The sequence below is a fragment of the Streptomyces sp. S3(2020) genome (genome assembly GCF_013044505.1).
In the GTDB taxonomy this organism is placed as follows: domain Bacteria; phylum Actinomycetota; class Actinomycetes; order Streptomycetales; family Streptomycetaceae; genus Streptomyces.
Window position 1 is genome coordinate 40,207 of record NZ_JABERD010000027.1, and the last position, 18,097, is coordinate 58,303.

Here is an 18,097-nt window from a genome sequence, read left to right on the forward strand (position 1 = left end):
ATCACGCAGCACCCATCACGCAGCACCCATCACGCAGCACCCGACACACAGCACCCGACACCAAGCAGGGAGAGAAACCGCATGAGTGACCGAATCACCGTGGAAGAGCTCGCCGGGCTCATGAAGAAGTCCGCCGGAGTCACCGTTGCCCCGGAGGAACTCCAGCGGCGCAACGACTCCGGCTTCGACGCCTTCGGCATCGACTCCCTCGCGCTGCTCGGCATCGTGGGCGAGCTGGAGAACCGGTACGGCACACCCATGCCCCCCGACGCGGAGAAGAGCAAGAGTCCCGAGCAGTTCCTCGAACTCGTCAACAGCGCGCTTCTGGCGGGAGCCTGACATGGCCGGACACACACAGAACGAGATCACCGTCGCCGCGCCGCTCGACCTGGTCTGGGACATGACCAACGACGTCGCGAACTGGCCGCAGCTGTTCAGCGAGTACGCCTCCGCCGAGATCCTCTCCCAGGAGGGGAACCGGACCACCTTCCGGCTCACCATGCACCCCGACGACAACGGCAAGGTGTGGAGCTGGGTCTCGGAGCGGGAGCCGGACCGCGACACCCTCAGCGTGCGGGCCCGCCGAGTGGAGACCGGGCCCTTCGCCTACATGAACATCGTGTGGCAGTACGAGAAGGTGCTCGACGGCACCCGGATGGTGTGGACCCAGGACTTCGCGATGAAACCGGACGCGCCGGTCGACGACGACTGGATGACGAACAACATCAACCGGAACTCCAAGGTCCAGATGGCACTGATCCGGGACCGCATCGAGCAGGCCGCCATGGAGCGCCGGCCCGCGCCGATGCTGTCCGACTGATCCGGACGGAGGACAGGACCATGCACCAATCCCTGATCGTCGCCCGTATGGCACCGGAGTCGGCCCTCGACATCGCCAAGGTGTTCGACGAGTCGGACCGTGGAGAGCTTCCGCACCTCGTGGGAGTCGCCCGGCGCAGTCTCTTCCAGTTCGACGACGTGTATCTGCACCTCATCGAGTCGGAGCGGGACCCCGGACCGGCCATCGCGAAGGCGGCCGGGCACCCCGAGTTCCGGGACATCAGCGAACGGCTGTCGGCGTACGTCACCGCGTACGACCCGGCGACCTGGCGTTCCCCGAAGGACGCGATGGCGCGCTGCTTCTACCGCTGGGAGCGGGACGCCCCCTCCTGAACCACCGCACGAACACGAACCGTCGGTCGCCGGGCACGCGAGGACTGCGTGCCCGGCGACCGGCGGTCTGCGTGTTCCGTCCGGGGGAGTCGGTCACCCGGGGACGGTGCAGTCGAACGCGTGCAGATAGGGGTTGACCGGGCTGACGTCGTCGATGACCAGGCCCGCCTCCGTCAGCCGGCCGACCATGCTGGCGGTGGTGTGCTTGGCACCGCCCACATTGAGGAGCAGCAGCAGGTCCATGGCGGTGCTGAACCGCATCGAGGGCGTGTCGTCGACGAGGTTCTCGATGACCACGACGCGCGATCCGGGACCGCCCGCCTCGATGACGTTGCGCAGGGTGCGGGTCGTGCTGTCGTCGTCCCACTCCAGGATGTTCTTGATGACGTAGACATCGGCCCGGACCGGGACCGCCGTACGGCAGTCACCGGGCACGAGGCGCATGCGGTCCGCGAGCGCGCCTCCCGCCCGCAGCCGCGGGTCGGCGTTGTCCACCACACGCGGCAGGTCGAGCAGAGTGCCGTGGAGCGACGGGTACTTCTCCAGCAGGCTCGCCACCACATGCCCCTGCCCACCGCCGATGTCGGCGACGGACGTGGCCCCCGACAGATCCAGGAACTGGGCGACGTCCCGCGCGGACTGCACACTGGACGTCGTCATGGCCCGGTTGAAGACGTCGGCCGATTCGGGGGCGTCCTCGTTGAGGTAGGGGAAGAACTCCTTGCCGTACAGCTCCTCTACGACGTTACGGCCGGAGCGGACCGCCTCGTCCAGCTTCGGCCACGCGTCCCAGGTCCACGGCTCGGTGCACCACAGCGCGATGTCGCGCAGGCTGTGCGGATCGTCCTCGCGCAGCAGCCGGGACATCTCGGTGTGGGTGAACGTCCCGTCCGGCCGCTCGGTGAAGATGCCGTAGCAGGACAGGGCTCGCAACAGGCGTCGTAGCGGCTTCGGTTCGGTCTTCACCGCGGCCGCGAGCTCCTCCACGGCCAGCGGGGTGTCACCGAGGGCGTCGGCGACCCTCAGCCGCGCCGCCGCGCGGAGGGCGGCCGCACATGCCGCCCCGAACACGAGCTCCCTGAGCCGCATGGACGGCGGCGGTGCGGTCTGGGTGGTCGATGATGTCTTGGTGGTCTGCGCAGTCGTCATGTGCCGTCTTCCTTCGTCGAGTTCATGAGCGACCCCATGGCCTTCAGCAGAGCCCCGAGGGCTGGGAGGCCCGGCAGGAGTTGCCCTGGAAGGTGTTGCCCTCGCCGGTGTCCGTGTTGACGAGGTCTGCCGGGGCGTTGCCCTCCAGCACGTTGTCGGTGATCCGGTTCCGCACGCTGGTGGTGCCCACGAAGCTCTTGAACAGGACGATGCCGCCCGACAGCGAGGAGGCGCCGGCGTTGTCCGTGACCCGGTTCCTCGTCACCAGGGTGTCCTCGGCGCCGGTCAGCACGATGCCGGAGCCCTGGAGCGCGTCGAGCCGCGCGGTCTTCGGGCAGGACTTGTTGTTCCGCGCGATGCGGTTGTCGCGTACGGTCAGCGCGCCGGCCCTCGGCTTGTTCTCGTCGCCCACGACGAAGACGCCGGCGCAGTTGCCGCTGATGCGGTTGTGCGCGACGGTGAGGTTCCGCAGACGCCGGACGGTGACACCGATCCGGTTGCCTTCCAGGAGGTTGCCTTCGACCACCGTTCCCTCGGTGTCCGTGGCGCCCTCCTCGGACCTGACGGTGTTCGCGAGGAACAGACCGGCGTCGCCGTTGTCCCGGGCGGTGTTCTTGCGGAGCACACTGCGGACGGAACGCTCCTGGGCGATCCCCCACACCCCGTTCTCCACCGCGGTCACGTTCCGCACGGTCAGCCCGTCGGTCCCGACCGCGAACACTCCGGCCTTGCTGAAGCCGGTCACGGTCAGCGAGGCGATGGTGACGCCCTCGATGTCCTTGTCCTTCTTCCCGACCACGCAGATGCCGTTGCCGCCTTCGCCGCAGCTCTCGGCCGCCCTGGTCGTGGCCGGCTTCGTCGCGGCCGGCTTGAGGACCGTGGTGCGGCCCATGCCGCGCAGGGTGAGGTCGGGTGTGGTGACCTTGACGCTCTGGCGGTACGTGCCGGGGGTCAGGAGAACGGTGTCTCCCGGCTTGGCGGTGTCCACCGCCGTCTGGATCGAATCCCCTGGAAAGACCACGTGGATCATGTGGTCCGCAGCGACCGGCGGGGCGGCACAGAGCCCCGCCCCGGTGATCGCTGTCGCACACGCCAGGGAGGCGATATGAAGTTTCATCATATTCTGTACGCTATGACCCGAATGACCGTGAACGGTCCCGATAGACCATCCGGCGGCGTGTCATGGCGCCTCGCCGGCAAACCGGCCGACCCCGTGATGTGAGGCGCCGCCGGGACGGGTCAGGTCAGATGGTGAGCCGTCACCACGCGTCGGCGCGTCCTCGATGAAACCCGGGCTGGTGTCGGTGTGGAGGCCGCCGCCGGCGCGCCACCGCGCCGAACAGGACCGCCACCGCCGTGAGTACGGACACCGGGGACGGCTTCAGCGCCTGCGGCCGCCGCGTGCGGACCACCCGGTGCCGATGCCCGCGAGATGCAGGGCCAGAGCGGTCAGCCCGAGCAACATCACGTTGGTCGAGCTGAAGACGTCGTTCGTGGAGATCTCCGCCGCGTTGATCAGGAAGGCGAGGAAGAACAGGATTGCGGAAACGATGGCGAGCAAGGTAGCCGTCCCTTCGGTCCGGGGTCCGTCGTCTGCTTGCCGTCCGGATGCCCCCAAGTCGCGGGAAAACACGGCCGTTCGCCGACAGCCTTCGTCCGCTACGTGCTACGCGCCCGGCCCCTGGCCTCGGCGAGTGAACGTGCCCAGTCCCTCGTTGTCGAGGTATTCGACCGTGAAGGACTTCCCGTTGGGGGCGAAGGACACCCCGGTCCGGCCGACCGCGTTCTCCCCCGCGGTCTCGAAGCTGAACGTGTCGCCGTCGTAGTGCGTGAGCCGGTACGACTGGGGCTCGGGACCCAGCCGGAGGGTCAGGACGCCGTTGTCGTCGGCGACGACCCGGGCCCGACCGTAGTAGTCGCTGTCGTACGTGCCGGTGTAGCTGTCGGCGGCCTTGGCGGGCGCGGCATCGGAGGGCGGGTGGGCGTAGTCGGTCTCGGACCGGCCCGCGTCCTCCTGCTGCTGGTACACCGCGTCCACGAGGGGTATCCAGTCGCGACTGACCTCGCCCTTCTGCGCGATGTCGAAGAAGTCGAGGGCGACGGCGTCGGCGACCCCCACCGGTGAGGTGTTGGTCAGCACGACGATGCCCAACTGCTCGCCGGGCAGCATGGTGACGTTGGTGTGCGCGCCCAGAGCGAACGCGCCCGTGTGCGACAGCCTGAGTCGGCCCTCGTCGTCGTAACTCACGTTCCAGCCAAGGCCGTAGAAGCCGGTCCGGCCGGCCGGGGCGCGGGGCGGGGAGGCGACAGCCTCGGGCCAGTGGGTGCGCTCCAGGGCATCGGCGTCGATGATCTGCTTGCCGTCGAGCTTGCCGTCAGCGAGCTGAAGCCGTAGCCAAGTCGCCATGTCCCGTGCGGAGGAGCTGACGCCGCCCGCGGGGGACTGCGCGTCCGGATCCCGTACGAACTCCGCCTTCCAGGTGCCGTCGTCCGTCTTGACGTGGCCCCAGGCGCGGTCGGCGGCCTTCGCGTAGTCCTCGAAGCGGGAGCTGGTGGAGTCCATGCCGGCCGGCTTGTAGAGGGTGTCGGCGGCGAGTTTCTCCCAGGTCACGCCTTTCTCGTCCGCGACGGCCTGTGCGGCGGCCGTCAGACCGAAGTTGGTGTAGGCGTAGCCGGCGCGGAACGGTGTCAGTGGCTCGTAGCGCAGGTGGGACAGGATGTACGCGCGGTCGTAGCCGAGATCTTCGAGGAGGTCTCCGGCGTGGTCGGGAAGGCCGCTGCGGTGCGAGAAGAGGTCGGCGACCGTCACGTGCGAGGTGACCCACGGATCCTTGAGACGGAAGTCCGGCACATTCGGGGCGACGGGCTCGCTCCAGCCCTCGACGCCCACCGCTCCGGCGGCGACGGTGGAGGCGATCGGTTTCGACAGCGAGGCGAGCTGGAAGACGGTGTCGGCGTCGACAGCCGCCTTCTCGCCGGCCTTGCGCACGCCATAGCCCTTGAGGTGGACGACCTTGCCGTTGTGGACGACGGCCACGGCCACGCCGGGTGTCCCGGTGCGTTTCATGGCCGCCCGGACCACACCGTCGAGCTGATCGACGGCCCGCTGGACCTCTGCGTCGTCGAGCTGGGGCGGAGGCTGGGCCGGGGGCGGTGAAGGGCCCGGTGCCATGGTGCCCAGCAGTGCCGTCAGGCCAGTTGCGGCAATCCATCGCAGAGTGCTCACTTTTCCATTGAAGGACGCGCGGCGAGATCTGTCGCGCGCAGGCGCCGTACGACCCGCATGGTGTGCTCACCTGCGAGGCTTAACCAGTGGCGTCTTCGCGGCCTGGTCTCATAGCTTGTGCGTTCGTGACCGATGATCCGCAGACGCGCCGGAACCAACGCGAACTCGGCCGAGTGTTCAACGACGTGCCGGAGCTCTACGACCGGGTCCGGCCGGGCTACCCCGACGAGCTGTTCGCGGATCTCGCCGCCATCACCGGCATGGACGAAAGGTCGCCGGTGCTGGAGGTGGGGTGCGGTACCGGTCAGGCGACGCGCTCACTGGCGGCACTCGGATGCCAGGTGACCGCTGTCGAGCCCGGCGCGGACATGGCAGCGCTCGCCCGCCGACGGATCGCCGCCTTCCGTGACGTCGAGGTCGAGACGTCGACGTTCGAGGAGTGGGACGATCGCGGCCGACGCTTCGATGTCCTCGTGGCCGCGTCGTCGTGGCACTGGGTCGACCCGTCGATCGGCTGGCAGAGAGCGCACGACGTGCTCCACCCCGGAGGCTGGACGGCACTGCTCGGCAACGTCGTCGTCCGCAGGCCGGGAGAACCGGAGGTCTACGCCGAGACCGCCGACCTCCACGAGCGGTTCTGCCCCGGGAACCCCGACTGGGGTCACCCGCCGCTGGAGGACGACGTACGTGCCACCGACGAAGGCTGGGGCCTGGTCGACGGTCCCGGAGAGTTGTTCGGTCCGGTGATCGTGCGCCGGTACCCCACCGTCCAGTGGTTCGACGGCGACGGCTTCGCCGATCACCTCCGCTCGTTGTCGCTGTACCGCAAACTCGATCCCGACGTTCGTGAGCCCCTGCTCGACGCCATCGCCGAGCGCATCCGCACGCGCATGGACGACCGAGCCTCACGCCGCTACCTGAGCGTCCTCCGGGTCGGGCAACGCGCCGGGTGAGATCGGGTACCGGCCCCTTCGGGACACCTCGACGAGACCGTCCGATGCGCGACCTCGAGATCACCCGGTCGTCTTGATCTTCTTCATCGTGAGGTGGGATTCCAGGCGCAGGACGGCGGGCAGGCCGCTGAGTCTGCCGGTGAGGAAGGCTTCGTAGGCGGCGTGGTCGGCCACGGCGACGCGGAGGAAGTAGTCGGGGCGGCCGTACATGCGACGGAACTCGATGACCTCTTCGTAGGAGGCCACGGTGTTCTCGAAATCCTCGAAGGTCCTGCGGTCGGTGGCGCTGACCTCGACGTCGACGAGCACCTCCAGTCCTTGGCCCAGGGCTTCGGGATCGATGACGGCCCGGTAGCCGGCGATGACACCGGCCTCCTCCAGGCGCTTGACCCGGCGCAGACAGGGTGGCGGGGTCAGACCGACCCGCTTGGCCAGCTCGACGTTGGTCAGCCGACCGTCCTCGCGCAGATGAAACAGAATGTCTCGATCCACGGCATCGAGGCGCACTTCATTGCTCATGGGAAGATCATAGAGCCATAATCGGCAACCATATGAGCACGGATGTTTTCTAAAATATCTGCATGTCCACAAGCTCTTCCGCTTTCCGTGACTCGGCATCGGTGGGACTGGGATTCGTCCCGCTCGGCCTCGCCTTCGGTGCGCTGGCCGTCCAGTCAGGTCTGGACTGGTGGTGGGCCGCCCTGTCCGCCGCGCTGATCTACGGCGGATCCTTCGAGTTCCTGCTGATCGGCATGGTCACTGCCGCCGCACCACCGGTCGCCATCGCGGGGACCGCGTTCATGGTGAACATCCGGCACGTCTTCTACGCGTTGTCCTTCCCCCTGCACCGCGTGAGGGGGCCCCTGGGCAAGGCGTACAGCACCTTTGCGCTGAGCGACGAGGCGTACGCCCTGACCGCCGGAGACAGGGCTCGGTCCTGGTCCGGCCGGCGCGTCCTGTGGCTTCAGCTCCTCATGCACCTGTACTGGGCCGCCAGCGCGACCGCCGGAGCGCTGCTCGGTTCCCTCATCCCGGACGGTGTCACCGGCCTGGACTTCGCCCTGACCGCCCTGTTCACCGTCCTCGCCCTCGACGCCCTCAAGGATCTGAGCGGTGACCTGCCCACCCCGGCACTCGCCCTCCTCAGCGCCGTGGCCGCCCGGATCCTCTGTCCGGGCCAGATGCTGCCGGCCGCCTTCGTCCTGTTCACCGCCGGGCTCCTCGCCCGCCACTTCCTGTCCGCCAGGAGCCCGAGCCATGCCTGACACCCGCTACGCCATCGCCGCCGTACTCATATCCGCTGCCGTCACCTGGGCCTTGCGCGCCCTGCCGTTCGCCGCGCTCGCCCCGCTGCGTGCGAGCGCAGCCGTCCAGTACCTCGGCACCCGTATGCCCGCCGGCGTCATGCTCATCCTGGTCGCCTACTGCCTGCGCGACCTCCCCCTCCCCGAACCACGCGCCCTGGCCCCGCTCGCGGCCCTCGCCGTCACCACCGGCCTGCACCTGTGGCGCCGCAACGCCCTCCTCAGCATCTTCGGCGGCACGGCCGTCCATGTAGCCCTGACCAGCACGGTGTTGACCCACTGAGTCACGGCTACGGGTGGAACCGCAGCGCGGAGGGCCGGCGTCGCAGATCAGGCTCGTGCTCATGGGCGGTGCCGCCGCGACCTGCGGCTGGGAACTCAGGCCTGGCCGCGTGAGGACGGCTCCAGGGTGGTGCGCGATCGTCCTGGAGCCGGCGGCCGTCAGTCCCGCTCGGGCATGGGGGAGTAGCGGGTGGGTCCGGGCGTGCGGCCCTCCGGAGGGTAGTCGCAGTCGAGGCTGGAGACCTCGTAGTCGTCGCCCTCGCTCTGGTCCTGGTCGACGACCACCGCAGCGGTGCAGACGCGACCGTGCTCGTCGGTGAACGTGACGATCTCGGTGTAGTCCGTCGGATTGCTGCAACCCGTGAGTAACAGTGCCGCCGCCCCGACGGTCACCGCCGCGCCAAGTCCCCATGACCGTTTCATAGTTGGCCCCCGTGTCTGTTCCGCAGTCCGCCTCTGTCGTTGCCGTACCACGAAGGTAGCCGTCGAAGAGGGGCCGGTCACCGGGTCCACCCGCGGTGTTGCGGAAGTGAATGAAGGGCCGGGAACCGAGACGTTCGGCCGTTCGTCCTAGTGGGCGTGCCTCGCGTTCTCACCCCTGGAATCGGCCCGCATGCGGTGCCGGGCATGGACAACGATGTCACCTGTGCGGCTTTTGACCAGAAGTCCGCGCTCCGTGACCAACGCTCCATGGAAGCCTTCACGGCACCGGTCGCGTGGGACGTGTCGGCTGTGGACGAGGCGGCGAAGCGGCGACTGTGACCGAGAGACGCGCCCTGCCCCGTGCGGAGACGCCGGGTCGGCGGAAAGCGGAACCGCCTCTACAATCCTGGCGACCACATCGGGGGAAAGACTGAATGGAAACGATCATCGTGCAGCCGCCCGGACTGTCGCGTCCGGGTGAAGTCGACGTCGGCGGACCCGAGTTGCTGCGCATGGGACCGGGCGACGTGGCCGACTTCGGGCGGGGGCTGCCCGGCCGGGAGGTCGCCATCGTCCTGCCCGACCCCGGGATCTCCCGGCGGGCGGGGCGGCTGGAGGCGGCCGAGGACTACTGGCGGCTGTCGAACTTCAGCCGCGACACCGCGTACGCGGTCGAGAACCTGGAGGGCGCCGGCGAGTACATCACCGTCGCGCCCGGCCGGCTCGCGGCGCCGATCCCCTTCGAGTTCTCCCGGGTCGTCCTGCCGGCGCTGAGCGGGACCGTCGACTTCAAGGTGTTCGCCCCGCAGCACGCCTATCTGGACGAGCGGTCCTCGCCCGGCGCGGGGGAGCTGACCGTGCATCCCTACGCGCTCGACGCGACGGCGAAGTACTTCCTGGTGCTGGTGGCCCTGTGCGAGCCGCGGCTGCGCGACCCCTCGGACGGCGCACTGCCGGGCGCCGGCGACATCGCGGAGCGGCTTCGCCCGCTGGAGAGCTGTCGTGGCCTGACCCGCTCCGCGGTGAACTACCACATCGACTATCTGGCCCTCGCCAAACTGCGCCTCGACGTCGGCGAGGAGCCGGGTGCGGACGGCAATGCCCGTACCGGCGCCAAGCGTGCCCGGCTGGCCTCGCTCGCGCTGCGCTTCGGCCTGGTGCGCGAGGAACATCTCACCCTGTTGCCGTCCCGCAGACGGCCCGTCCCTCAGGAGAGCGGCGCATGACGTCCTCAGGCGCCGAAGAGGGCGCTCTCGAAGCACCGCGTCTGCCGGCGGGATTCCGTATCGAGGGCTGGGAACTGGACGCCGTCATCGGGTCGGGCGGCTGGGGGACCGTGTACGAGGCCCGCGCGGTCGCCGACGGCACGATCGCGGCGGTGAAGGTGCTGCCGACCGGCGCCCTGGCACCCGGTCAGCGTGCCGCGCTCGGTGAACTGGTTGCGCGCGAGGTGCGGTTCAGCGCCGAGGCGGACCACCCCCACCTGGTACGGACCCATGCCGTGTGCACGGTGGACGCGCCGGACCTGCCCGCGCTGGACGGTGCCATCGCGCTCGTCATGGACCGCGCCGAGGCCAGTCTGCGGCAGGTGCTGGACGCTGCTCCGACAGGCCGCCCGATCCCGGACGCCGTACGGGTCCTGCGCGGCGTCGCCGCCGGGCTTTCCCATATGCACGGCGCCGGTTGGGTGCATGGCGACCTCAAACCCGCCAACGTGCTGCTGGGCGCGGGCGACGCGGTCTGGCTCGCCGACTTCGGCCTGGCGACCGAACTGGAGGGCACCCACGCCTATGTGCCACCGCTCGGCACGCTCGACCATGTGCCGCCCGAGTGGTGGTCCCAGCGCACCGGTGCGGACGGGACGATGGTCCGGCCGACCGCCGACATCTGGGCCTTCGGTGTTCTGGCACACCAGGTGCTCACCGGAGGCCTCCACCCGTTCCCCGGCGCCACCGCCCGCGCCCGCTCGCTCGCCGCCCAGGCCTACGCCCGCGGCACCGCACCCCTGAGGCTGGACGCCGGACTCGAGGACAGCTGGCGCCGGCTCATCGAGGACTGCCTGGCACCCGACCACGCCGGCCGGCTGCGCCACACCGCCGAGAACCTGTCCGCGCGCATCGAGCGACTGGCAAGCCCGCGTGGCCGGCGCCGCCTGCTGCCGGTCGCCGCCGTGGCGCTCGCCGCGGTGTCGGCCGCCGCCATCGCCGGGGCCGCGCTGCTCGGGGGCGGCGGAGGCGTGGCCGACGACGACGAGGACCAGGGACGCGGTGCGCCGGCCATCGTCACCGGCGCGCACAGCCCGGCCGCCGCCGGGGAGATCCCGGAGGACTCCGACGTACCCAAGGCGCTGCGACCCGTCATCGTGAAGGCCGCCCACCGCTGCACCGACGCGGAGGTCACGCCCGCGTTTCTCGCCGCCATGCTCAAGGCGGAGAGCGGCTTCGACGTGAACGCGTCCCGCCCGGCGAGCGAGGAGTTCGGCATCGCCATGTGGACGCCGTCGGTGTTCCGGGCCTGGGCGGTCGACGGCGACGGCGACGGCGACAAGGACTACATGTCGCCACCCGACGCCATCTCCACGATGTCGCTGTACGTGTGCTGGCTCGACCAGCAGTTCAAGAAGGAGAAGATGCCGGCGAAGGATCTTCCCGCGCTCATGGCGGCCGGCTACCGCACGAGCGACCGCACGGTCATCACGGAGGGCGGAGTCCCCGAACGCGTACGGCCCCACGTCGAGAAGGTGCTCCGCTACCTCGCCGCCTACGAGCGGTGAGGAAGCGGAGCTGTCGCTCAAGGCCCGCTCAGCAGTCCTTGACGTCCGGCATCTTGTTGTCGGGGGAGTTGATGTAGATGTTGGAGATCCAGCCGTTGTACTGGGGGAGGTACGCCCACCAGTCGTTGGTGTAGGGCGGTACGTTGACCACCTGACCCCGGGCCTGGCAGCCCACCAACACCTCGACGCCCGCGGGGAGTTGGCTGATCGGTGCGTTGCCCGTGCTGGGGTCGGGGCGGACGTTCACATGGTCGCTCCACGTGCCGTACCACCATCCCGCGGGCCGCGTGGCTCCGGGGACGTTCAGCGAGCGGGTCAGCCGGCCGATGTCCGTGTACGCCTTCCCGTACGACGTGCCGACGGGATGCAGCGTGAACACGGCCACGATGGAACGGTCGTTGGTGCCGACGGTGCCCGTGCTGTGCAGCGCGGGCCGGGTCAGATCCACGTCATCGGCGGCGGCCGCCGCCTGGTTCGCCGTACCCGTCGCACTCGCACTCGTGGTGCTCGGCGTGCCGCAGGTTCCCTTCTCGAACGAGCTTCCCGACCAGCCCTGCTTCACCGCCCACGGCTTCTGGAACGCCCCGGCGATGCCGAAGTGCTGGTCGAACTTGTCCGAGGCGCAGCGGGTGGACTGACGCAGGTTGCCCATCACGAAGTCGCGCACCGGGGCCGGCGCCGTGTCCAGGAGGTAGCGGTAGATCGTGACCGTGTCGCGGGCGGAGAGCGCGGTGTAGCCCCAGAAGCCCTCGTACCCGGTGGGCGGTACCGCCGTGTCCTTCAGGCCGAGGTTCTTCACCATGCGCGTGATGATCGCCGAACCGCCGTTGTCCGACCAGTAGTTGTCGGCGGCGCTGTCCTTGCTGCTGCGCAGCATCGGCTCCAGCCATGCCCGATCGGCGGCGGGCACGGTGTAGTCGGGGCCGCGGTTCCACAGGTAGTCCAGCGCCATCAGCAGCTTGACGATCGAGGCGGACCGGAAGCGGGCGCTCGGGTTGAGCTCCTCGGTGAAGGTGCCGGTCTGCCGGTCGAAGACGGCGACCCCGGCCGTGACACCGGAGGGCACCACCACGGACGCGGCGGCGGGGCGCGCCGGCTGCCGGTCCGGGGCATCGGCGGCGGCGGAGCCTGCCACACCGCCGATCAGCAGGAGCGCGGCGGCGGCAGCGAGAAGGGGTCTGCGCATGTGATGCCTTTCGTCGTGGAGTCCGGCTCCGCCCCGCTCACCGACGGGGACGCCCTTCTCCCGCGTGATGCGGACACTGCCGAGGGTGGAGCGGAACAGGCGCATGAAGGCCGTCTCTTCCTGTCTGTGGAGGGAGCCCCGCAGAACAGCCGGGACCTGGAAGACGACTGGAACCTTAGAAAGGGAAGTGGGGCCGGCGGTCCTGACGAATGTCAGGGTGGCGCTCCGCGGAGCGCGGGCTCAGCCCGACAACAAGCTGACGAGTGTCGCACCTGACGTCGTACGCCGGGCCACCACGTGCTGTCCTCGGCGCTCCCGGCTGAGGAGTCCGGCCGCCTCCAGCTGACCGCAGTGGTAGGTCACGGTCGCCGGAGTGCAGTTGAGCGCGGAGGCCAGTGACCCCATGGTGCACGGGCGGACCAGCTCGCGCAGGATGCCCGCCCGCAGGGACCCCACCACGAGCTTGAGCGGGTCCCGTTCGGCCGTGGCCTCCTGAGCGGTCCACAGCGTGTTCAGGCCGGGCACGGGATAGCCGAACCACACGGCGTCGGAACGGTCGAAGCTGAAGACCGAGGCACCGTTGCCGGACACGATGGGCACCAGCACCACCCGGCGGGCACCCCGCTCGAACGTCTCGGGGTGCGGATCGGGCACGTACAGCGTCTGCCCGGAAAAGCGGATCTTGGGCCCGAGCCCGCTCATCACGAGTGGCAGGGCGTTGCTGACGACCGCCACACCCACCCGCTCGGTCTCCCGGGCCAGCAGCGAGCCGGCCCGCGCCCAGATCGGCCCGAAGGCCTCCCACACCGCGCCGAGGATGGCCGCGTACGCGTGGATGAAGGCCTTCGGCCGGTCGACGACCGACTGCCACTGCCTCGGGACCGTCCCCCCGAAGTCCGACTCCAGCTCCCGCAGCAGCAGATGGGGCGAGACCTCCGCCAGACGGTCGAGCTGGACCGAGAGATCGGTCTCCCACAGCGGCGCCGTGGGGGTCAGGCAGTCGGGGACCATCGAGTACTCACGGGTGAACAGCGGCCGCAGCACCGCCTCCGCCCCCTCGGGCACCGCCGAGCGCAGCGCGCGCCGCCACGTGGGGTGCACACCCTGGGAACGGCCGCCCAGCGCGTCCGCGACGAGCGACATCAGGGTGACTCCGGGCTGCGCCACGACCGACACCGGCACTGTTTCCAGCGGCCCCAGACACAACTCGGAGAACCGGGCCATGAACACTCCCCCATCGACGTACCACCACACCTTGGGACGCACAGGTTTGAGCAAAGGTTTCGAACAACCTGGGCAAAGGCGCGACCGGGACACGTTTTGAAGCCGCTCGAAATGCTGGGTCGTGCCGTCGGCTTTGAACAGACTGTGTCCGACCACGGGGGACGGTGGCGGCTGACCAACCGCGCACATCGCTGTGCCCCCGCGCACAACATGCAAGAGAAACGGGGCACTGGATGTCTCTTGGACGCCGTGCCGGCACGGGGCTGTCCGCCGTGCTGACGGCCTTCGCCGCCACGCTCCACGACTGCCGTGTGTCGGGGGACCGGGCGGTCTGCGCGTACGTCACGGGAATCGACGCGGGCTCGTGGCTGCAGATGCGCACCGGCCGCGGACAACCCGAACTACCGCTACTGGATGTACATCGACACCGGCAGCCCGGACGTCTGGAAGCAGCAGATCCGACAGTGTCCTTCCTGATACGGCGGACCGCTCCCGCCCCTTCGCCCCACCCTTCGACTCGAGGAACTGATGTGACGCTGAACAACCGCCGCCGACTGGCCGCCTGCGCCACCCTGATCGCCGCACTCGCCGCCGGTGTCGTCCCCGCCACCAGCGCGTCCGCCGCGCCTGCCGTCCCCGGCGCCACCAAGGCGACCGCACCCGCACCCGACATGGAAGGCGTGGTCGCCGCGCTGAACGCCGCCATGGCGGAGGGCGCGCCCGGAGCGATGGCCCGGTTCACCGGCCCCGACGGTGTGCAGGCCCGGACCGTGGGCGTGCGCGACCGGGAGTCCGGCGCCGCCATGGACGTCCGCGCACGTTTCCGTATCGGAAGCGTCAGCAAGACCTTCTCCAGCGTGGTGCTGCTCCAACTCGTCCAGGAGAAGAAGCTGGAGCTCGACGCCCCGGTGAACCGGTACCTGCCCGGGCTGCTGCCCGACGACCGGATCACGGTGCGGCACCTCCTGAGGCACCGCAGTGGGCTCGCGGACTACACCGACGCGATGTTCGAGCACACCGTGCCCGGCTTCGAGGCCGTACGCAACCGGGTCTTCAGCTACCAGGAACTGGTGGACCTCTCGCTGAGCGAGCCCCGCACCACGGAGCCCGGAGTCGCCTACAAGTACTCCAACACGAACTTCGTGGTCGTGGGCATGCTCATCGAGAAGATCACCGGGAAGCCGGTCGCCAAGGAGTACCAGCGCCGCATCATCTCGCCGCTCGGGCTGCGCAACACCTCGTACGTGCACCCCGACGTCCGCATCGCGGGGCTTCACGTACGCGGCTATCTGCACCCCGACGAGGCCGGTGCGCCGCTGGTGGACTCCACCGAGCAGACGGTCTCCTGGGCACAGTCGGCCGGGGCGATCATCTCCAGCCCGGCGGACCTGAACACCTTCGTGACCGCGCTGATGCGGGGCAGGCTGCTGTCGTCGAAGATGCTGGGGGAGATGACCACCGTCACGCCGACCGACACCACCAACACCCGCTTCTACGGCCTCGGTCTGCGCCGCTACGACCTGTCCTGCGGTACGCAGGTCTACGGTCACACCGGCACCGTGCAGGGGTTCTACACCTACGCCTTCGCGACCGCCGACGGCCGGCGCAGCCTCTCCGCGATGGCCAACACCTCGAACAAGGGCTCCGCCAACACCGCGCTCGGCGGCACACTCGAGGCCGCGTTCTGCGGCAAGAAGCCGACCGCGAAGGCGTCGTCGCCCGCGCAGCTCAGGTCGACCGCGCTGCCGGCCGAGTCGGACCTGCCTGAAAACCGCTGAAACCAGACCGACCCCGTTTCACCATGACGCCCGCGTCCCCCGCTCCGCTGTGCCGGAGCGGGGGACGCGGTGCGAGGCGTACGGTGCCCGAGCAAAGCCGCTGAATCGTCTGACCTGTTTTGGGCATGATCCACTCGGTGGGCATCTATCTGGAGACCGAACATCCAAGTTCGACCTCGTCCAACGGCCCCTTCGACTCGGGACGAAGACAGAACCAACCGATGAACGCGCCGTCTGGGCTTTGCTGGCCAAGGCGTTCACCGGGCTCGGAGTGCGGATGGTCTGGGCTGAGACGATGGCTGTGAACCAGGGTTCGTTCGCGGAACGTCGTGGAGAAGCTCGCGATGACCCTCGTGGACACCCTGCTCACCCCTTCCGGAATGGTGAGGGTCGAGGGCAGCAAGGAACAGTGGGAGCGGCAGTAGCCACGCAGTCAGGGGAGGCTGGGTCGGCGGGGGCTGTCCCAGCCGGACGCGGCGAGGATGACGGCTGCCGCGCCGGTGCCGAGCACGGCGCCGGCGATCACGTCGCCGGGGTAGTGCACGCCGGTGTGGACACGGGAGTAGCCGACCGCACAGGCGAGCAGGCCCAGCGGAAGCGTGGCGGCGGGGAGGGCAGGACCCACGGCGGCCGCGAAGGCGACCGCCGAGGCGGTGTGGCCGGAGGGGAAGGAAGCGGACGCGGGCATGGGCACGTGCCGTCCGGGAAACGGCGAGTCCTCGGCCCGATGGGGCCGGGGCCGGCGTACCAGCTGCTTGCCGAGCAGGTTCGCCCCGGCCGAGGCGACACCGATGGCCGCGACACCCAGGGCCGCGGCACGGCGCGGCCGGCCGGGGCACAGCGCCAGAAGCCCGGCGACCGCGAACGAGATCTTGGAGTGGTCCGCCGCCGCGGACAGCCGCCGCAGGGCGTGGTCCAGGGCCGGCGTGTGGGTGACCTTCACGGCCTCGTACAGCGCCTGGTCGAGGGCGGCCAGATCACGCAACAGCGCTCGGGGGGCGCCGTCGTGGCGCTGCGGACGGTCAGACATCGCTCTGCTCCTGCGTCGTGCGGGTGGGTGGGGGAGTCCGGTCGAGGGCGAGGTGGAGGATGTGCCGCCAGTCCACGGACGGCGCCGAGTAGGACGCGCCGGGCCGGTGACGCGGCACCCGGACCCGCAGCACACCGGGACGGACCGTGCACACGACCGGCGGCGGCAGCGTGAGCGCTTCACCGTCGACGGCCACGGCGACGAGGTCGGTGTCGGCCGTGACGGTCACCTGACGTGCGGTCAGCGAGGTGATCCCGCTGGCCCGTTCGCCCCGCAACGCCAGTTCGGCGGCCTGGGCGGCACCCTCGATCCGGACGGCGATCACACCGAGCCGGCCGGCGTCGAGGCGTTCCCTGCGCCCGGCGCCCAGCGGGTCGGCCAGCGCGTAGGGGTTGTTGCTCACCAACAGGGCCTGCGGAATGGGTAGTCGGTCGCCGTCCGCCTGGGCCTCCAGCTTCGCCGCGGCCTCGCCGAGCAGCAGGTCCGGCAGCTGGTCGAGGGCGGTGACCGCCTTGGCGTCGCGGTAGTCGGGGCTCTGCACGATCTCGGCGTACGCGCCGAAGGAGACCGTGTTGACGAACGGCAGCCCGGCCACGTCGCCCAGATCGATGCGGAGTTCCACACCGTCGGACAGCGCGTCCAGGCCGCCCGCGGGGTCGGTGCGGTCCAGGCCCAGGTCCATCGCGAAGTGGTTGCGGGTGCCGGCCGCCAGGACCATGAACGGTACGTCGTGAGCGGCGGCCACCGCCGCCACCAGGGCCTGCGTGCCGTCGCCCCCGGCCACACCGAGCAGATCCGCGCCGTCCGCGACGGCCTGCCGGGCGAGCGCCGCCGGATCGGGACGGGTGTCGAGGTCGAGGAGGATCACCCGGGCACCGAGAGCCTCCGCCCGCTCCACCAGTTGGTGCCGGCCGACTTTCCCGCCTCCGGATCGCGGATTCATGATCAGCACCGGTCGGCCGGGCGGCCGGACGGAACGGGAGCGCATGCCGTGCGGCCTGCGCCGTCGGCGCAACGCGCTCCTGGCGCAGGCCAGCGCCGCCGCCCACGCCCCCAGCGCCGCCACCGCGACGAGCCACAGACCGGAGACGGCGTACAGGACGAGCACGCCCACCGGAGCACCCGTGGCCAGCAGAGCGCCGCACACACGCGCCAGCCCCCGGTGCGCCAGCGCCCACCACAGACCCGCCGCGGCCACTCCCAGCCCGCCCAGGCCCAGCAGCAGGAGCGGCAGCCGGTCCGCGCCCGCCGCCACGGACGCGACGGCACCCGCCAGACAGAGCAGGGCGAGTCTGGCCAGAGCACGCGCCCGTCTGTCGGCGCCGCCGGGCTCCGTGACGTGCGTCGATCGGACCGTGTTCATGGTGCTCCAGCCAGTCGGTCGGTCGGAGTCATTCTCTCCCCGCGTGGTCCGGATACCGCGTCATGTCAGCCCTGACCCACCGGCTCGGGCCGCCTCGCCAAGATCGACGGCTCCACGATCTCATGCCGCTTCCGGTGCGTTGAGGGGTATCCGCCCTCCAGTGGGGCATGCCCCCTGTCGCGAGGTGCGGCTGTCCCCACCGTCAATCGGCAGCCAGCCCGAGTGACCCCGCC

General features: G+C 70.1%; 20 protein-coding genes. 10 read left to right on the forward strand and 10 right to left on the reverse strand.

Features of this window, described 5'->3' with window-relative positions:
• Positions 1 to 81: 81 nt before the first annotated feature.
• Genes HLK59_RS11945 through HLK59_RS11955 form a run of 3 tightly spaced genes read left to right on the forward strand, consistent with a single transcriptional unit; the run spans position 82 to position 1,173 of the window.
• Positions 82 to 339 carry a phosphopantetheine-binding protein gene (locus HLK59_RS11945; RefSeq protein ID WP_171141339.1) on the forward strand — a complete coding sequence of 86 codons (258 nt, stop codon included), beginning with the start codon at positions 82 to 84 and terminating at the stop codon, positions 337 to 339.
• Between the two features lies 1 nt (position 340).
• Positions 341 to 820 (forward strand): SRPBCC family protein, encoded by a 480-nt coding sequence (locus tag HLK59_RS11950; protein ID WP_171141340.1) that lies wholly within the window; start codon positions 341 to 343, stop codon positions 818 to 820.
• A gap of 20 nt (positions 821 to 840) precedes the next feature.
• The gene (locus HLK59_RS11955) at positions 841 to 1,173 is read left to right on the forward strand and encodes a TcmI family type II polyketide cyclase (RefSeq protein WP_171141341.1); all 333 of its coding nucleotides are present in this window, start codon (positions 841 to 843) and stop codon (positions 1,171 to 1,173) included.
• Positions 1,174 to 1,266: 93 nt separating this feature from the next.
• On the opposite strand, the gene HLK59_RS11960 is transcribed toward HLK59_RS11955, so the two are convergent.
• From HLK59_RS11960 to HLK59_RS11975, 4 genes are all read right to left on the reverse strand, one after another.
• Entirely contained in the window at positions 1,267 to 2,322 is a 1,056-nt protein-coding gene (locus HLK59_RS11960; RefSeq protein ID WP_171141342.1) for a methyltransferase, read from the reverse strand.
• Positions 2,323 to 2,365: 43 nt separating this feature from the next.
• On the reverse strand, positions 2,366 to 3,442 hold the full coding sequence (locus HLK59_RS11965; protein WP_171141343.1) for a right-handed parallel beta-helix repeat-containing protein: 1,077 nt from the start codon (positions 3,440 to 3,442) through the stop codon (positions 2,366 to 2,368).
• 261 nt (positions 3,443 to 3,703) lie between these two features.
• On the reverse strand, positions 3,704 to 3,883 hold the full coding sequence (locus HLK59_RS11970; RefSeq protein ID WP_171141344.1) for a hypothetical protein: 180 nt from the start codon (positions 3,881 to 3,883) through the stop codon (positions 3,704 to 3,706).
• A 105-nt stretch (positions 3,884 to 3,988) separates the two neighbouring features.
• Entirely contained in the window at positions 3,989 to 5,494 is a 1,506-nt protein-coding gene (locus tag HLK59_RS11975) for a serine hydrolase (RefSeq protein WP_171141368.1), read from the reverse strand.
• Positions 5,495 to 5,673: 179 nt separating this feature from the next.
• On the opposite strand from HLK59_RS11975, the gene HLK59_RS11980 reads away from it, so the two are divergent.
• Complete coding sequence (locus HLK59_RS11980) at positions 5,674 to 6,501, forward strand: class I SAM-dependent methyltransferase (protein WP_171141345.1); 828 nt, start codon at positions 5,674 to 5,676, stop codon at positions 6,499 to 6,501.
• A gap of 60 nt (positions 6,502 to 6,561) precedes the next feature.
• Here the strand turns inward: HLK59_RS11980 and HLK59_RS11985 are convergent, their stop codons facing one another.
• The gene (locus tag HLK59_RS11985) at positions 6,562 to 7,020 is read right to left on the reverse strand and encodes an Lrp/AsnC family transcriptional regulator (protein WP_171141346.1); all 459 of its coding nucleotides are present in this window, start codon (positions 7,018 to 7,020) and stop codon (positions 6,562 to 6,564) included.
• Between the two features lie 62 nt (positions 7,021 to 7,082).
• On the opposite strand from HLK59_RS11985, the gene HLK59_RS11990 reads away from it, so the two are divergent.
• Positions 7,083 to 7,766, forward strand: a complete 684-nt coding sequence (locus HLK59_RS11990; protein ID WP_171141347.1) for an AzlC family ABC transporter permease — start codon at positions 7,083 to 7,085, stop codon at positions 7,764 to 7,766.
• The gene (locus HLK59_RS11995; RefSeq protein ID WP_171141348.1) at positions 7,759 to 8,088 is read left to right on the forward strand and encodes an AzlD domain-containing protein; all 330 of its coding nucleotides are present in this window, start codon (positions 7,759 to 7,761) and stop codon (positions 8,086 to 8,088) included. Before HLK59_RS11990 ends, HLK59_RS11995 begins: the two co-directional genes overlap by 8 nt.
• Before the next feature lie 158 nt (positions 8,089 to 8,246).
• On the opposite strand, the gene HLK59_RS12000 is transcribed toward HLK59_RS11995, so the two are convergent.
• Positions 8,247 to 8,510: a hypothetical protein gene (locus HLK59_RS12000; RefSeq protein WP_171141349.1), complete on the reverse strand. Its 264-nt coding sequence runs from the start codon at positions 8,508 to 8,510 to the stop codon at positions 8,247 to 8,249.
• 204 nt (positions 8,511 to 8,714) lie between these two features.
• Here HLK59_RS12000 and HLK59_RS51925 point away from each other — a divergent pair, with 204 nt between their 5' ends.
• The 3 genes from HLK59_RS51925 (at position 8,715) to HLK59_RS12010 (ending at position 11,283) form a co-directional block, all read left to right on the forward strand.
• Complete coding sequence (locus HLK59_RS51925) at positions 8,715 to 8,849, forward strand: hypothetical protein (RefSeq protein ID WP_277349472.1); 135 nt, start codon at positions 8,715 to 8,717, stop codon at positions 8,847 to 8,849.
• 95 nt (positions 8,850 to 8,944) lie between these two features.
• The gene (locus HLK59_RS12005; RefSeq protein ID WP_171141350.1) at positions 8,945 to 9,736 is read left to right on the forward strand and encodes a serine/threonine protein kinase; all 792 of its coding nucleotides are present in this window, start codon (positions 8,945 to 8,947) and stop codon (positions 9,734 to 9,736) included.
• Positions 9,733 to 11,283 carry a serine/threonine-protein kinase gene (locus HLK59_RS12010; RefSeq protein WP_171141351.1) on the forward strand — a complete coding sequence of 517 codons (1,551 nt, stop codon included), beginning with the start codon at positions 9,733 to 9,735 and terminating at the stop codon, positions 11,281 to 11,283. Before HLK59_RS12005 ends, HLK59_RS12010 begins: the two co-directional genes overlap by 4 nt.
• 28 nt (positions 11,284 to 11,311) lie before the next feature.
• Here HLK59_RS12010 and HLK59_RS12015 read toward each other — a convergent pair whose 3' ends face one another.
• Positions 11,312 to 12,469, reverse strand: coding sequence for a hypothetical protein (locus HLK59_RS12015; protein WP_171141369.1), 1,158 nt, complete (start codon positions 12,467 to 12,469; stop codon positions 11,312 to 11,314).
• 240 nt (positions 12,470 to 12,709) lie between these two features.
• Complete coding sequence (locus HLK59_RS12020) at positions 12,710 to 13,693, reverse strand: winged helix-turn-helix domain-containing protein (protein WP_171141352.1); 984 nt, start codon at positions 13,691 to 13,693, stop codon at positions 12,710 to 12,712.
• A gap of 530 nt (positions 13,694 to 14,223) precedes the next feature.
• Here HLK59_RS12020 and HLK59_RS12025 point away from each other — a divergent pair.
• Positions 14,224 to 15,471: a serine hydrolase domain-containing protein gene (locus tag HLK59_RS12025; protein WP_171141353.1), complete on the forward strand. Its 1,248-nt coding sequence runs from the start codon at positions 14,224 to 14,226 to the stop codon at positions 15,469 to 15,471.
• A 433-nt stretch (positions 15,472 to 15,904) separates the two neighbouring features.
• Here HLK59_RS12025 and HLK59_RS12030 read toward each other — a convergent pair whose 3' ends face one another.
• Both HLK59_RS12030 and HLK59_RS12035 read right to left on the reverse strand, forming a co-directional pair.
• A complete protein-coding gene (locus HLK59_RS12030; RefSeq protein WP_171141354.1) occupies positions 15,905 to 16,501 on the reverse strand; it encodes a phosphatase PAP2 family protein in 597 nt (198 codons plus the stop codon).
• The gene (locus HLK59_RS12035) at positions 16,494 to 17,864 is read right to left on the reverse strand and encodes a diacylglycerol kinase family protein (protein ID WP_171141355.1); all 1,371 of its coding nucleotides are present in this window, start codon (positions 17,862 to 17,864) and stop codon (positions 16,494 to 16,496) included. Before HLK59_RS12035 ends, HLK59_RS12030 begins: the two co-directional genes overlap by 8 nt.
• Between the last annotated feature and the right edge of the window lie 233 nt (positions 17,865 to 18,097).

Bases quoted from the DNA above. Each gene is read 5' to 3' on its own strand.
- HLK59_RS11945 (WP_171141339.1), top strand. From the start codon at position 82: ATGAGTGACCGAATCACCGTGGAAGAGCTCGCCGGGCTCATGAAGAAG.
- HLK59_RS11950 (WP_171141340.1), top strand. From the start codon at position 341: ATGGCCGGACACACACAGAACGAGATCACCGTCGCCGCGCCGCTCGAC.
- HLK59_RS11955 (WP_171141341.1), top strand. From the start codon at position 841: ATGCACCAATCCCTGATCGTCGCCCGTATGGCACCGGAGTCGGCCCTC.
- HLK59_RS11960 (WP_171141342.1), bottom strand. From the start codon at position 2,322: ATGACGACTGCGCAGACCACCAAGACATCATCGACCACCCAGACCGCA.
- HLK59_RS11965 (WP_171141343.1), bottom strand. From the start codon at position 3,442: ATGATGAAACTTCATATCGCCTCCCTGGCGTGTGCGACAGCGATCACC.
- HLK59_RS11975 (WP_171141368.1), bottom strand. From the start codon at position 5,494: ATGGCACCGGGCCCTTCACCGCCCCCGGCCCAGCCTCCGCCCCAGCTC.
- HLK59_RS11985 (WP_171141346.1), bottom strand. From the start codon at position 7,020: ATGAGCAATGAAGTGCGCCTCGATGCCGTGGATCGAGACATTCTGTTT.
- HLK59_RS11990 (WP_171141347.1), top strand. From the start codon at position 7,083: ATGTCCACAAGCTCTTCCGCTTTCCGTGACTCGGCATCGGTGGGACTG.
- HLK59_RS11995 (WP_171141348.1), top strand. From the start codon at position 7,759: ATGCCTGACACCCGCTACGCCATCGCCGCCGTACTCATATCCGCTGCC.
- HLK59_RS12000 (WP_171141349.1), bottom strand. From the start codon at position 8,510: ATGAAACGGTCATGGGGACTTGGCGCGGCGGTGACCGTCGGGGCGGCG.
- HLK59_RS51925 (WP_277349472.1), top strand. From the start codon at position 8,715: ATGGACAACGATGTCACCTGTGCGGCTTTTGACCAGAAGTCCGCGCTC.
- HLK59_RS12005 (WP_171141350.1), top strand. From the start codon at position 8,945: ATGGAAACGATCATCGTGCAGCCGCCCGGACTGTCGCGTCCGGGTGAA.
- HLK59_RS12010 (WP_171141351.1), top strand. From the start codon at position 9,733: ATGACGTCCTCAGGCGCCGAAGAGGGCGCTCTCGAAGCACCGCGTCTG.
- HLK59_RS12015 (WP_171141369.1), bottom strand. From the start codon at position 12,469: ATGCGCAGACCCCTTCTCGCTGCCGCCGCCGCGCTCCTGCTGATCGGC.
- HLK59_RS12020 (WP_171141352.1), bottom strand. From the start codon at position 13,693: ATGGCCCGGTTCTCCGAGTTGTGTCTGGGGCCGCTGGAAACAGTGCCG.
- HLK59_RS12030 (WP_171141354.1), bottom strand. From the start codon at position 16,501: ATGTCTGACCGTCCGCAGCGCCACGACGGCGCCCCCCGAGCGCTGTTG.
- HLK59_RS12035 (WP_171141355.1), bottom strand. From the start codon at position 17,864: ATGAACACGGTCCGATCGACGCACGTCACGGAGCCCGGCGGCGCCGAC.